We start from the raw sequence: 14,290 nt of genomic DNA, 5'->3' as shown, positions 1-14,290 counted from the left end.
CCATCCGAAGAGGAGTTGCGCAAACGACTGAAAACCCATCACATCGATTTATTCCTGCGCCGAAATGATCAAAACCGAATCACCGGCGTCACATTCATCGATCACGAGAATCGCTGTGTTCTCAATGGTTCCCGTCTCGGGAAAGAGTATTCGGCAAACGCCTTCAACGAAAGGTTCAGCGTCGCAAAGGAGACACGAGAAACCAGCCGCCAAGTCAAGAAAGAATCGAATATCAAACTCAAAAAACGATAAATTGAGACATCGTTATAGTTTGATCGATTCCCATGGAAGTCTTATGGAACAAATCTAAAGGATCAGTAGGCTTTTCCCTTCCAGATATACACTTTTGGAAACATTCCACAAAAAAATCAAACATTAATTCATATTTTCAAAAAAATATTTGGGCCTCTCCATCTTTTCTTCATAGACAATACCAAATCGATCCGTCACCCGAACGATAATCTGCGAATCGCTCCGTTTGGCCTTCGCTCGGAACATATGAATATTACTTACAGCTCGCCAATCATTCGGCCTATGATTAAATTGCTGAGTTTGGTCGCGCAAATACATATAAAGCGGATCTTTTCCCCAAAACTGCTCTACGGCAAGTTCTTGACCATCTTCATAAACCGCAACGCGCCACAAAGGATCCCAATTGAATACATTTACAATTATTTCATTTGCATCTGTTTCTTCACAATACTCCTTAGGAACAGCATTCATGTCATACGCACGGAATTGACTTTTTTCAATCGATAATCCCACTGCCTTATAAAACCACTGAATTTTTTTACCGGAAATCTCAAATATCTGATATCCACTCAATGTTCCATCTGTAGTGATCGGACGAATATCATTCAACTGCCAAGAAATAGCCGAAGCCGAAGCCAACGTATGCTCCGTAATATTATCAGCAATACATATATTGCGATTACGATGGTCATGTCCCGACAAAATATGAACTTCTGAATACGGTTTCAACAAGTCAATCAATACCGATACATCCTGATATTCCGAACTTCTTTTCTCTATAATAGGAATGCCATTCGACAAACCAGAATAACGATAAGCAGGAACATGCATGGAGACAATCAACGGGGTCTCTTTATCAACAAATGACAAATCCTTTTTCAACCATTCAAGTTGGACACTATCAATATAATATTTGTATTTTCGATTGCCAAGCCCAATGATGTTATCCAACATTATATAATGTACATCTCCAATATTCAACGAATAATAAGTAGGACCGATATATTTGCGATAAGCCCGGGACGCTTTCCAATCGACATCCTCATCCGTCAACCCCATAACAGCTGGATCATTATCATGGTTGCCCATCACATGATAAATCATCGTTGGATACTTTTTGAATTCATTTAAATAATTAGGCAACATGAAATTATTCTTATACCACCGATTATCAGTGGTCATATCACCCAAAGAGATCGAGAATTTTTCTCCGGAAGTTTCATTCAATGTTTGAGAAATATCCGGCAAAAATATCGTTCTGAATTGCTTCAAATCTTTAAATACAGCATCCCCTACTAAATGAATATCGGCCATAACGAATAGTTTATACGATTCATTCGGCATGGGCAATAATTCAAAATCCGCATGATCCATCTTTGTTCCTTTTATTGGCAAGCAATGGGCTGGAAGAATTCCGTCTTTCGCTACACTATAACCCGACGGTATGCTGATAAACACATATTCCATATGTTTATGCGCATTAATAAAATATATTCCTTCCGTATCCGTTTTGACAAGATCGACACCATCGGATATAATTGCACCTTCTACAGGCTTCCCTAAACAAGTTACCCTACCGGATATCGGTACAATCTGTTCGGTGTTGTCCTTTTTTCCTAATACATCTGTGGCACAGGCGTTAACAATATATGCCCCAACAAATAAAAAAAACAGTGCTCCTTTTTTCATTATTGTTCTTGTGTGTTGATTTCTGGTTTTTCCATGATCCAAGCCATATTGAAACGATAATGTATTCCACTGCTGACCAAATGGATCGTATTATCCGGAGTTTGAGTTGCAGCCAAATATCCTAAAGGCTCGGAATTTGTTTCTGTCATCCGAAAATACCCGGTCCAGCCTCGTCCGTCCAATAATCTCGGTATTCCATCCGTAAGCAAGCGCTTCACAGGCCATGTTTTACCCTCATCAAATGAAAGAGCCGCAAACATCCCATATCCAACATATTTTTGACCGGAAGCGCTCTCAAATTCCATCCCTTGACGCTCTTTGTCGCTTGGATGATGAGTAAATGAAATTAGTAATAACGGGCCTTCATTCAATCTTCGCAGAACTAACCGTTGCCCTGAATAAATAGGAAGAAATTCCGTAGCCGAATAGGTCCAGGTTCTTCCCATGTCCGAAGATCGACTGCATGGCATACGCAATCCCGGATGATCGACATCACCCTCTATGTTGTTATTCCTACCTAAAGCCATCAGATCCCCATTATTGAGTTCTACGACTCCGGCATGAATCCCGGCAATCAGGCCGCCCTCATTTCCAGCTTCATATAACGGAATAACCGGATCCGTATAAGGGGTTTGCCAAGTCTTTCCATGATCTTTGCTAACGTGTATGGCCGAACCGCCAAAATGTCCCGGAACGGCATCGCAGGGTTGTACAAAACAGCCGTTACGGGTAATAAATCCTCCCGCAATGACCTGGTTTCTCAGCGTATGTTCAGGAACAATCATACGCGGCCGACTCCATGTCGCTCCATTATCATGGCTTTCTCGAAGTATAATGGCTAAATTCCGCCACCCTCCGAGAGCTTCAATTCCATTTAAATGATATAGGACTCCGTTTTCGTCCCGCAAAAGCGAGGATCCTGTCAAATTCCGATCCGCAACACATAAGAACTCCCGAGGCTTATCCCAACTTTCATGTCCGGCTCGAAGTCGACTGTAAAGAATCACCATTTCCCGTCCAGATTCCTCCTGTGTTGAAAACCAAACAGCCAATAAATCACCATTCGAGCACCATGTGATAGCAGGGCAATGATTATGCCCGAAAAAAGGGACGGAACTCCAATTGTCGGGATCATAAATATAAGGGATCGGTTCCAGAAAGAACGGTTCCTTCCGGGGTTGATGCCATTTAAAAGAGTGCTGAGAGATTGGGGCGACATCGGATTTGGCAGCAGAACCATAGGTCAGAGGCATATCCGTCTCAACGATTCTGAAACCGACAGCATAATTTCTATCCTCAGGAATCATCGCTGAGCGATTAGCCGATCGCAAATATTTTACAGGTGTATTATGGCTTCCTCCACGGGTGACTCGAAATATGCCATCCGAAGGACCGGAGGGATTGATTTGAAAATCAGAACTATAGGGCCCATACCAATCGAGGCACCACTCTTCGACATTTCCGTGCATGTCATACAGTCCCCAGTCATTAGCCGGATACATGGCCGTCCGCAAGGAAACAGGTTTGGGTGTCTGGTTATAAGCTTGTGCTTTATGCTGTTTCGCAGGCAAGCCGTTGGTTCCGGTATTAAAGGGCGTTGTTGTCCCAGCCCGGCAAGCATACTCCCATTCAGCTTCTGTCGGTAGCCTGTAATTTTTTTTCTCTTTTGCGGAGAGCCATTTGCAAAAACCGACAGCATCGTCATAACTAACAAATACCACTGCGTCGTCATCCTCCGTAGAAAATCCGTTTTTACCTCTCAGAGCACGATGAGTCGGATCATATTGTTCATATTGCAAATTCGTAATCTCCGTAGCTGACATTAGGAAGGGTGATTCAATACGCACAAGATGCGCGGGGGCTTCATCACGATCTTCAACAGCGCCATAACCTCTGGACCCCATGATAAATTCGCCAGAATCAATATGAGCCATTTTAATTCCCAATGAATTGACCGAATATTGTGCCCAAAGAGACAATGGTTGAAACAACAGGATACCGATAAAAACAAATCTTGCCATACAATTAATTATTTATACATCAATCGGAGCCAATTCCAGCAATGTGCAAATTCAGTTTTCGACAGAACCATACACAGCCAAAGCCGGACGATTGGAGGTACTTTTCCCAATACGGAATGCCGTATTCTCCCAACCATCCTTACTGCCCCAGGCGTACAAGCGAAAGTATATGCGCGTCTTGGATGGGATGTTTTGTAAATCTGAAATAGTAGAAAGGTCTATGGGTTTTTGTATTTCTCCATCGTTGGATGTCGGTGAAACACAAACAGGATGTCCAACGTTCACATAATTGTCTCCATCCACACTATAAGCAAAAACATACTCCTGTGGGCCATTAGGCTGTATTCTCAAAATGAACTCAATACGATCAAGACTCATTCGATAATTTTTACGGGTTTTCAAAGAAAACTGATAAAACGTTTTCTTACGAACGGCTTCCACAAAAGATTTACACTCCGGCCAAATTCCGGCAAACGAATAGGTTGCTTTCTGACGCTGAACACCGACACCTCTCGTCAATTCAGATCCAAACATATAAGGATCCTCAAATGTTGACATTGCGATTTCCTCATCTCCTCTTGTATCCGGTCCGAATTGCCAGGCAACCAATTGGGCACAAGCGATTCCAGGATAAAGGACCGAGGCAAATATTGCCGCTATAATCCATTTCATGATTCAATGATTTATAAAGCCTCAGCAGGAGGATAGTGAAAGACTCACTAATCCTCTTGCTGAGGGGTAATTTTTCTATTCGCAACGGGTCATACCTTCAATGGTCAAGGCATAAGGTCGTTCCGGAAGACTTTGCCCGATACGGAATGCCGAAGTCGCATTCGTGGCTCCCCAGGCATATACCCGAATAATTATGGGAGATGAGAAACTTTGAATACCTTCCACTTCTTCCAACGACAGTGTCGGTTGTTGTATCCCGTTATTGTCCGTAGTCTTTCCTTCGAACTTGAGTTCTCCGCTCATCGGAACAAAATGTTCACCTTGGTCATCACTATACATCCACATATAATTTTTGGGAGCTTCTGTTTGTACACGTAAAGCAACGTCCAAAGATAATAAAGAAACTTTCGCATTATTTTTGGGAACAATCGAAAATTCATAGTATGAACCATGCTCCATAGCCGCTACTCGATCGATATCGATAGGCCATACGGCGGAAAAAGCATTGGATGCTTGCTGTGCCTCAAGGCCAGGACCTCTACTCAACGTAGAGATCTCCAGGTTTGGATCAACAACCGTAGCATCTCGTGTAAGTCCTGTTGAAATGTTATAACCTGTTAAATCCCAAGCGAGCAAAATATATTTTTCAATGATATCCGAAGCGAACCGAGGCCAAAGCGATATGACCGCTGTTTCACTCTGTTCATAGTCGGCAAATGCAATTCCAATATAAGTTGCAGGCTTCTCCGGAACCGACAGCTCCGACACAGGAGAGTCTGGTTGAGCATAGATAGTTAAAGAGCCTGTTTTATCTTCGACAAACAAACCGCCTTCATATGAAAGATCCGGAGACGAAGGATCTGCCGGTGAGCAATTGGCAATTTTGACCAATACGGATTCATATTCATCCGGAAGAGTCAGCAATGCAGACGCCGTTATCGTCTGAGGTGTAAGCCGATGATCCGAACTTAACACCTTTACGTCGGACTCGCCTACCCCATCAATCATCAAACATCCATTCCCCCTTACGAGGCGTTTGTCCTTGATTTGGAATAGAACGGAATCGCCCAATTTAAGAGTTGAGGCTACATCATCTCCGACACGCAATGCTATTCCACGAGTCTTTGTACGTAACGTGCTCTGGATCGTAATGATTCCATCAGGCATATTGCCGTTCTGATAATCTGCATTCACAACTCCAGCAATCTGTACTCCACCAGATAACTTGTCTTGCGTCAAAACCAGATCACTCCCTTTGTATAATGCTCGGACATCCATGATTGAGATCGTCGGATTCAAAGTTCCTGCAGCCCAATCCGGATTCTCTTTACATGCACTTCCCAAAAGACATGCAATAAAAGAAACGAAACATACTATTCTTTTCATAACCATAATTACTTATTCATTGACACCACTTTGCCACCATACTTTGGTACTGATTTCATCACTGCCTTGCACGGCAACTGCAGCATAATAATTATCCCGGTTAGTAGTCTGCAAGTAAACCGGATAATTCAAGCGCGACGGCAGCTCCTTATTGTTGAGCAAACCCTCTCCTTTAGGCAATATGGGGTACCCAGTTCTTCGACATTCAAACCATTGCTGCAAATCGGTATAAAACAGCGCATAATATTTTTGCAAGTGGATCTTTGCCATTTTATCATCCAAGCCTTCAGCGTCATCCCACTTAATTGCCGGATTATCCAAATAACTGGCCGACACCGTTAAATCCCAAAAATCAAATGCAGCCTCGACCCCATTTTCATAATGCGTTGCGGCATCACCCAAAATATAATTTTTTACAATGGCCTCCGCAAGTAAAAATTCCAATTCCGCATAATTCATCATATTTCCCAATCGAGGATCTGTTTTAAGAGCCACCAAAAAAGTAGATTTTCTTACAACGGACTCTCCGACTGGATAACCGCTCGGAATCCCCGCATATGCCCCTTCATAATCCACCATCCATTTCGACCTGCGCGGATCATTCCACAAGTTCAAATTATCTGCAAAAAATTCACATACGGGATAAACTCGCCAATCTTCATCCCGCATGGAATAAAACGGCGAGATATAAGGAGTTTCACCTGTCCAGCGTAAAACGGCAGAATCGTCATTACTTGCCATAATCGGATAATTGTCGGGATTGGTATCGATCATTTCCGCAAGTTTCGAAGCTACAAACGATTCATTTTTAGCCGAAACACGCATCAGTAACCTTATGTACAATGAATTGGCAAATTTGCGCCATTTCAAAGCATTTCCGCCAAACACAGGATCACATACTACCTGATCCTCGGGTAAATCGACACCGTCGCTCAACAAGGTATTCGCCTGTTCCAGTTTCTTGAAAATTTCCGTATAAACAAACTCCTGCCGATCAAACGCAGGTGTCAGAATCCCGTCCCGTCCCTGACAGGCTTCGGTATAAGGGATGTCACCGTAGGTATCCGTTAACATGGAGAAGACCCAACTTTCGCAGATCAACGATATACCCATATAAGTATTATAGACCTTCTCATTGGCTACGCTGTAAAGCGTTTGAGCGAATGCGTACATATCCTTGAAGTTGGTTATTTCCACATACCACTCGTTCCAAAGATAATCAGCTTCAGACTTCCGAATATCATAACGAAAAATTTTACCTTCCGTATCGCCATAATTTACAGTCACCTGCATCAGTTCATTATTAATACGGCGGCATCTGCTCATATTCGATTTCACAACGCTGGACAACGCCGGCGCAAGCAAAGCTTGAGGCAGCGCCGTTTCACTCGCATTAGGATTCCGGCTAAGCTCCTCGAAATTTCTGGTGCAAGAGCCTGCAATAAGTGTAACGAGCGCAAATAATATTACAATGGCCGGTTTACAATATCGATTCATAAAACACGTTGTTTAAAATTCAATATTCAGTTTTACTCCGAAATTACGGGTTGCCGGGAATTGAGCTATTTCAAACCCCTTGTCAATCGAACCATTATTCAAGGTTCCGAATTCGGGATCAAATGCAGGCCAGTTTGTGATCATAAACAAATCACGCCCATAAATACCTATACTCAATTTCTGCAGACCCAATTTTTTGGAAATTTTTGTAGGGAAAGTATAACCCAGTGTAATCTCCCGAAGTTTCAAAAAGTCCGTGCTATAAATGTTTCCTTCGATATTTTCACGGCCATAATGACGAGTATAATAAGTCCATATTTCCGTTGCAACAACATCGTTTTTACGATACGATCCGTCCGGATTCTGAATTACACCGTCTCCAATGATGCCATTATATCGTCCGGGCAGTGTCCTTTTGAGTTTTCCCTGCTCCATAAGGATTGCTGTAGTTTGCGAATAGCCTTTACCTCCGAACTGTCCGTCAAAAAGAATACTGAAGTTAAATCCTTTGTATTTGAGTTCCGTACCCATCGAGAATTTACCTTTCGGCGTACTGTCACCCAAATAGATCAGGTCTGTATTCAAAAGGGGATATCCATCTTCTCCGTATACGATCTGGCCGTCCGGAGCACGCATGTATCCAGTTCCGTAAATAGCACTCATGCTTTGTCCGACACGAGCCTCCATGGCTCCACGACCCGACAAAGTATTCTGCAGGCGCAAGGCAAACAAATCATCCGTCAGTTCAAGAACCTTGTTTTCATTCATTGAGAATGTGCCGAACAATCTCCAGGTCCATCCGTTTCGGTTACGAATGGGAGTGGCATTGGCTTCGATTTCAAGACCTCTGTTACGGACCAATCCTCCGTTTACCACCTTGTTATCATAACCTGACGACCGATCCAGTGTAGCGGTCAAGATCTGATCCTTGGTTGTTCCTTGATACAAGGCAATATCAAAACCGAGCCTGTTGTTTAGGAACCGCACGTCTGCACCGATTTCCCAAGTTCGGGTTCGCTGAGGTTTCAAATCTGGATTAGGCAGCGTTTTGGGGTTCATCAAACCTCCGGCATAACCGTCGGCAATGGAATACACATAGGTATTTTGATAAACTTTCGTTCCGCTGCTGCCAACTTCCGAGAAAGATGCTCGTAATTTTGCAAAAGTGATCCATCGCGGCATCCGGAACATATCGGACAAAACAGCACTCAAGTTGACCGAAGGATAAAAGAACGAAGAGTTGTCAGTCGATTGCGGAGTTGCCAACACACTACTCCAGTCATTTCGGGCTGTAAGATCCAGGAACAGATAATTGTTGTACGAAAGCGTCAACATTCCGTAAATACTATTGATAACATAGTCACTCTGATAAGGGAGCGTCAATACCTGGAACTTACTGTTGGAAAGGCTGAATACTTGAGGATACATCAGCGCATCAGCCCTATTGTTTTCTCGTCTGTAACGGTTATGTAACGTACTTCCACCCAGTGATGCAGACAAATCAAATGCCGATATTTTTTTCTCATACTTGAGCAGGAAATCACCGGTGAGTTCCTGTGCAAATATTTTTGTCGTACGATACATGCCGTATTTGAATTTATTCGTATCCATAGGGCGCTGTTCCGATCTGTCTTCGTACGACATATCCATCGACCCCCGCAACATCAGATTTAAACCCTTGATGATGTTATAATTCATCTGGACATTCCCAGTCACCGTATGCCGATCGAGTTTGTTGAGCATTTCATTGACAATCAAATAAGGGTTGTCCGGCGAAGAACTGAACGGATAGCTTTGTTCCACACCTTCTTTGCCAGGCATCCAGTAATCTTTCAGCCAATCCAGATTTCCATTAGGGACCTGCATGATGTTCCAATACATGACCGTCTGGTTGTTATAACCGGTAGCCGGAAGATTGTCACTGTTTTTATTGGTATAATTCACTTTGGTAGACAATCGGATTTTTTCCGACAGCTTGTGATTTACCGAGACGGAAACCGTATTGCGCGTATAACCCGTATTCGGCACGATCCATTCGTTGTATACATTGGTATATCCCAATCGGAAGTTTGTATTGGAAGATCCGCCGCTCAAAGATATGCTATTCGTATATGTCTGTCCAGTTCTGAAGAAATCCTTGTGATTATTCGGATATGGTTGCCACAGAGTTCGTTCTTTGCTCTGACCATGCGTAACGGGATCATACTGATAGAACATTTGTCCATCAAATTTAGGTCCCCAGGCTACGCTCGCCGAACGTGTATTGGGACCATCCTCCGTATTGCCCCAAGAAAAATAATTCACACCCTCTTTGCCAGACCCATATTCATACTGATAATCGGGCCAATGATATGGAGTTTCAAAATTGGCGGTCGACGAGAATGAAACCTTGACACCTTGCGTCGAACTCTCACCGGATTTCGTCGTGATAATAATGGCTCCATGTGCGCCTCGTTGACCATACAACGCTGCGGCACCAGCGCCTTTAAGGACATTGATGCTTTCGATATCCTCCGGATTTATATCATTCAATGCGCTTCCGAAATCGACCGGAGAATCTTCCCCCAAATAAGCATCATTTCCGGATCCCGTAGCTAAGCCACTGCTGTTATTTATAACAACTCCGTCAATGACAATCAGAGCCTGGTTATCACCGGTCAGATTACTCTCCCCGCGTAATATAATCTTGTTAGATCCCGAAGGACCTGCACCGGAGCGGACCAAATTCAAACCTGCAATCTTTCCAGACAGAGCTGAGGTCCAGTTATTAGACAAGGCTTCTGAAATCCTGTCACCATTGATTTGGGTTGTTGCATAACCTAATGCTTTCTGCTCTTTTTTGATTCCGAGGGCTGTAACAACGACATCATTGATTTTTTGAGATTCTTCTTTGAGGACTACATCTATCCGGGTTTGAGTACCGACAAGTTTTTCTTCGGTTGAATAACCCATATACGAAAAGACCAATACGGCATGTTTCGGAACTGTTATTTTGTACTCTCCTTTCAAACCTGTAATCCGCCCGATATTGGTATTTTTTACCAATACGGTCACACCTACCATGGGAGCTCCTTTTTCGTCTGTTACGACACCCGAAACAGTAAATTGTTCTTGTGCAGCAAGACGAAACGAAATGAGTACGAATATCAAAACCAATAGGCACCTCCCAATTCGTTTTGCTAGCATACAAACATCCATCTTATTAAGTTTTAAGGGTTAATAAATATTCACTTATAAATTGGCCCGTAATTCTCGCAGGCACGGAAGTCGCTGCCTTCGGGATCGGTGCCAAAGGCGCCCCAGGCCGAGGGACGGAACAGCGACTCTTCCGGGAGGTTGTGCATCGCTACCGGAATGCGCAACATCGAGGCCAGCGTTACCAGATCGGCACCGACATGTCCGTAGCTGATCGCACCGTGGTTCGCGCCCCAGGCGTTCATCACCGAGTAGACGTCACGGAAAGCCCCGTGGCCCGTCAGACGCGGTGCAAACCAGGTCGTCGGCCACGTCTGGTCGGTGCGTTTGTTGATCACCTCGAAGATCTTCGGAGCGACGTTCACCGCCCATCCTTCGGCGATCTGCAGCACGGGACCGAGGCCCTTCACCAGATTCAGACGGCACATCGTCATCGGCATCTCTCCGCGTGTGAGGAATTGCGACGAGAAGCCGCCGCCACGCATGTATTCACGGCCGGCCGGATACCACGTCGTAGCCCCGAGACAAGCCTCGACATCGCCCTGCGAGATCTCCCAGAAGGGTTTCATGACCGGATTCCCCGCAGCGTCGATCTGCTGTCCCGTCGCATCGAGCGTGCACGACCCCGAGTTGATCAGGTGGATAATACCGCCCGCGGCCTTGCCTTCGAGCTGCAGGCCCGTCACACGCTCCACAGCCTCGGGAGACCAGTAGGTCCGCACGTCGGCGAAGATCTGCGCACGGTTCGTCAGCAGGTGCATCAGCAGCATCGAGACGCCGTTCAGCGTATCGTTCTCCGTAGCGAAGGTGATCGCCTCCCGGATGCCGTTCCAGTCGAACGACGAGTTGAGCATCGCCTCCGAGAAGTCGCCGTCGGGCCGGAAATCGGTCCACTGGCGCTGGCCCTGGAATCCGCCCACGATAGCGTTGTGGCCCATGGCCTCCTCTTCGAAGCCCATGGATGCCAGAACCGGATTGCCGTGCATCAGGTCGCGGAAGATCATCGTCATCTTCACCACATACTCCCAGATCTGCTCCTTCTTCTCGCGCGGGTAGACCAGATGGTCCGGATTGCAGTCCTTCCCCTCGTTCGTCTTGCAGTATTTCGTCACCCAGGCCATGGCCCGTTCGAACTCCTCCCGGTCGTAGATGCCCAGCTCGATCCGTCGCTCGATCTCCGAGCAGTCGACCGCCTCGTTGCGCATGCCGAGGTACTCCTGGAAGAAGTCCGGATTGGGCATCGACCCGGCAATACCCATCGACACCGAACCGATCGAGAGGTAGGATTTGCCGCGCATCTGCATGACGGCCACGGCAGCACGGCCGAAGCGCAGCAGTTTCTCACGCACGTCGGCCGGAATCGTCTCGTCGGTGACGTCCTGTACGTCGCGGCCATAGATTCCGAAGGCCGGCAGCCCCTTCTGGTTGTGTCCGGCAAGCGCCGAGGCGAGATAGACGGCTCCGGGACGCTCCGTGCCGTTGAAACCCCAGATGGCCTTCGGGGTCAGCGGATCCATGTCGATGGTCTCGGCGCCGTAGCACCAGCAGGGGGTCACCGACAAGACCGCCCCGACATTTTCACGACGGAACGTCTCGGCGCAGGCGGCCGCCTCGGCCACGCCGCCGATCGTCGTGTCGGCAATGACGCACTCGACGGGCGTGCCGTCCGCATAGCGCAGCTCCTCGGCATAGAGGCGGGCCACACGCTGGGCCATGCCCATGGTCATTGCTTCCAGAGATTCGCGGATTCCGCCGCGGCGGCCGTCGATAATCGGACGGATCCCAATTTTGGGTCGATAGTTGTTCATGGCTGGTTATTTTTTTGTGTGTTGTTCATTCAGAATTTCTTTCGGCTCAGGGAGGTCAGCAGGAACCCCACCAGGAAGATGACCGTCGTTCCGAGGACGATCGTCAGATAGGTATGCAGCGGGCTGTGGAACCGGTAGAAGGGCGAACCCTCGTTGATCAGCGGCGAGAGGCTCATCCAGGCGATCGTCAGCAGGCCCAGGATCACCGACACGACGGCATGGGCGCGTTTGACCGAGCGGCAGACCACACCCAGCAGAAAGAGACCCAGCATACCGCCGCTGAAGATCGAGGCCAGTTTCCACCAGGCATCCAGCACGCCGTCGATGCTCATCATCAGAAGGCCCATGACGATGCCCAGCGCCCCGACGACGAACGACGTCACGTACAGCACCCGCATACTGCCCTTTTCGGAGAGCTCCCGCTTCGAGAGGCGCCGGGCGAAGTCCGTCAGTACGATCGTGGCCGAGGAGTTGATGCTCGTCGCCACGGTGGACATCCCGGCCGAGAAGAGCGACGCGATGACCAGGCCCGTCAGTCCCGTGGGGAGTCCGTGGACGATGAACCACGGGAAGACCTGATCGGCGGGGGTCCCGGCCGGCAGGAGTTCGGGCTGCGCCGTGTAGTAGGAGAAGAGCGCCGTGCCGATGTAGACGAAGACGAGCGACACGGGGATGTAGAGCAACCCGCCGAAGAGGGTCGACTTCACCGCCTCGGCCGTCGATTTGGTCGTCATGTAGCGCTGCACGTAGTTCTGGTCGATGCCGTAGTTCTGCATGTTGACGAAGAGTCCGTAGATGAGCACCACCCAGAAGGTCGGCTCCGTGAGGCTTGCCCCGAAGCTCCCGAGGCTGAACTTGCCGTGTGCCGAGGCGATCTCGAAGAGCTGGCCCGGGCCTTCGGGCATCGTGAAGGTCAGGAGCAGGGCGCAGGCCACGGCCCCGACGATGAGGATGATACCCTGGATGGCATCGGTCCAGACCACGGCGGCAATACCGCCCAGCAGCGTATAGACCAGCGTGGCGATGCCCGTGCAGACGATAATCGTCGCCACGTCCCAGCCGAACATCGTATGCAGCGGAAGGGCCAGCAGCAGCAGGATCGAACCGACGCGCGCCAACTGCGTCAGCAGGTAGCAGATCGCCGCATAGCACCGCGCCCAGTAGCCGAAGCGGAGTTCCAGGTAGTGGTACGCCGAGACGCTGTTGACGTTGCGGTAGAGGGGGATGAAGACCTTGGCTGCGAGCCACGTGGCGATGGGGATCGAGAGGCTGAAGACGAAGGGGTTCCAGTTTCCCTTGTAGGCATCGCCGGGCAGCCCCAGGAAGCTGATGCTGCTGACGAACGTGGCGAAGATCGACATCCCCACGACCCACGTCGGGAGCGACCCTTCGGCTGCCGTGAAGGCCGCGGCACCCTTGCGGCTGCGGAAGTAGAACGAGCAGCCGAAAAGGGCGACACCGCCGACAAAAAGAAAGAAGACGATATAATCGAGGATGGTTATATCCATGGTTGTTCAGGTTAGATTTTCGATTCGCTATTCAAACCGGGCGGGCCGGTCCGGAGAGCCTCCCGCCCGGGATTTCGGGGTTCCGGGTCAGCCGACGCACTCGACGCCCAGCGCTTCGAGGGCCTGGCGGATGCGGTTGCGCTCCTCGGTGCGGAACTTCCGGTAGGGATACGAGAGGTAGTCGTCGCAGATCCCCAGCAGCGACAGGGCGCACTTCACGCCCTTCAGGTAGCTCGAGCCGTACTTCCCGACGGTGTAGATC

8 protein-coding genes and 2 pseudogenes are annotated in these 14,290 nt (G+C 48.0%); 1 reads left to right on the top strand and 9 read right to left on the bottom strand.

The annotated features are described in order from the left end of the window. Positions 1-252, top strand: a pseudogene (locus B5E60_RS14115) (conjugal transfer protein MobB); the annotation flags it as partial. A gap of 123 nt (positions 253-375) precedes the next feature. On the opposite strand, the gene B5E60_RS13220 reads toward B5E60_RS14115, so the two are convergent. From B5E60_RS13220 to B5E60_RS14305, 9 genes and pseudogenes are all read right to left on the bottom strand, one after another. Next, positions 376-1,941 (bottom strand): calcineurin-like phosphoesterase C-terminal domain-containing protein, encoded by a 1,566-nt coding sequence (locus tag B5E60_RS13220; RefSeq protein WP_087263326.1) that lies wholly within the window; start codon positions 1,939-1,941, stop codon positions 376-378. Beyond that, positions 1,941-3,962: an SUMF1/EgtB/PvdO family nonheme iron enzyme gene (locus B5E60_RS13215; RefSeq protein ID WP_087312383.1), complete on the bottom strand. Its 2,022-nt coding sequence runs from the start codon at positions 3,960-3,962 to the stop codon at positions 1,941-1,943. The genes B5E60_RS13220 and B5E60_RS13215 overlap by 1 nt, the downstream gene beginning before the upstream one ends. Before the next feature lie 51 nt (positions 3,963-4,013). Next, on the bottom strand, positions 4,014-4,634 hold the full coding sequence (locus B5E60_RS13870; protein ID WP_143260776.1) for a hypothetical protein: 621 nt from the start codon (positions 4,632-4,634) through the stop codon (positions 4,014-4,016). A gap of 75 nt (positions 4,635-4,709) precedes the next feature. Continuing rightward, positions 4,710-6,020 (bottom strand): DUF5689 domain-containing protein, encoded by a 1,311-nt coding sequence (locus tag B5E60_RS13210; protein WP_143260775.1) that lies wholly within the window; start codon positions 6,018-6,020, stop codon positions 4,710-4,712. Positions 6,021-6,032: 12 nt separating this feature from the next. Continuing rightward, positions 6,033-7,517 carry a SusD/RagB family nutrient-binding outer membrane lipoprotein gene (locus B5E60_RS13205; RefSeq protein ID WP_087312379.1) on the bottom strand — a complete coding sequence of 495 codons (1,485 nt, stop codon included), beginning with the start codon at positions 7,515-7,517 and terminating at the stop codon, positions 6,033-6,035. A 12-nt stretch (positions 7,518-7,529) separates the two neighbouring features. Continuing rightward, positions 7,530-10,715: a SusC/RagA family TonB-linked outer membrane protein gene (locus tag B5E60_RS13200; protein WP_087312377.1), complete on the bottom strand. Its 3,186-nt coding sequence runs from the start codon at positions 10,713-10,715 to the stop codon at positions 7,530-7,532. Between the two features lie 29 nt (positions 10,716-10,744). Further along, a complete protein-coding gene (locus tag B5E60_RS13195; RefSeq protein WP_087312375.1) occupies positions 10,745-12,520 on the bottom strand; it encodes an L-fucose isomerase in 1,776 nt (591 codons plus the stop codon). Positions 12,521-12,549: 29 nt separating this feature from the next. Beyond that, positions 12,550-14,028 (bottom strand): sodium:solute symporter, encoded by a 1,479-nt coding sequence (locus B5E60_RS13190; protein WP_087312373.1) that lies wholly within the window; start codon positions 14,026-14,028, stop codon positions 12,550-12,552. Positions 14,029-14,115: 87 nt separating this feature from the next. Continuing rightward, a pseudogene (locus B5E60_RS14305) lies at positions 14,116-14,290 on the bottom strand (dihydrodipicolinate synthase family protein); the annotation flags it as partial.

The sequence above is a fragment of the Alistipes sp. An116 genome (genome assembly GCF_002161005.1).
Classification (GTDB): domain Bacteria; phylum Bacteroidota; class Bacteroidia; order Bacteroidales; family Rikenellaceae; genus Alistipes; species Alistipes megaguti.
Note: the sequence above shows the minus strand (reverse complement) of the source record. Positions and strands in the feature narration are given on the sequence as shown.

What these genes read in the sequence shown, in the direction of transcription:
- B5E60_RS13195 (WP_087312375.1), bottom strand. Translation starts at nt 12,520, where the DNA reads ATGAACAACTATCGACCCAAAATTGGGATCCGTCCGATTATCGACGGC.
- B5E60_RS13190 (WP_087312373.1), bottom strand. Translation starts at nt 14,028, where the DNA reads ATGGATATAACCATCCTCGATTATATCGTCTTCTTTCTTTTTGTCGGC.
- B5E60_RS13220 (WP_087263326.1), bottom strand. Translation starts at nt 1,941, where the DNA reads ATGAAAAAAGGAGCACTGTTTTTTTTATTTGTTGGGGCATATATTGTT.
- B5E60_RS13205 (WP_087312379.1), bottom strand. Translation starts at nt 7,517, where the DNA reads ATGAATCGATATTGTAAACCGGCCATTGTAATATTATTTGCGCTCGTT.
- B5E60_RS13210 (WP_143260775.1), bottom strand. Translation starts at nt 6,020, where the DNA reads ATGAAAAGAATAGTATGTTTCGTTTCTTTTATTGCATGTCTTTTGGGA.
- B5E60_RS13870 (WP_143260776.1), bottom strand. Translation starts at nt 4,634, where the DNA reads ATGAAATGGATTATAGCGGCAATATTTGCCTCGGTCCTTTATCCTGGA.
- B5E60_RS13200 (WP_087312377.1), bottom strand. Translation starts at nt 10,715, where the DNA reads ATGGATGTTTGTATGCTAGCAAAACGAATTGGGAGGTGCCTATTGGTT.
- B5E60_RS13215 (WP_087312383.1), bottom strand. Translation starts at nt 3,962, where the DNA reads ATGGCAAGATTTGTTTTTATCGGTATCCTGTTGTTTCAACCATTGTCT.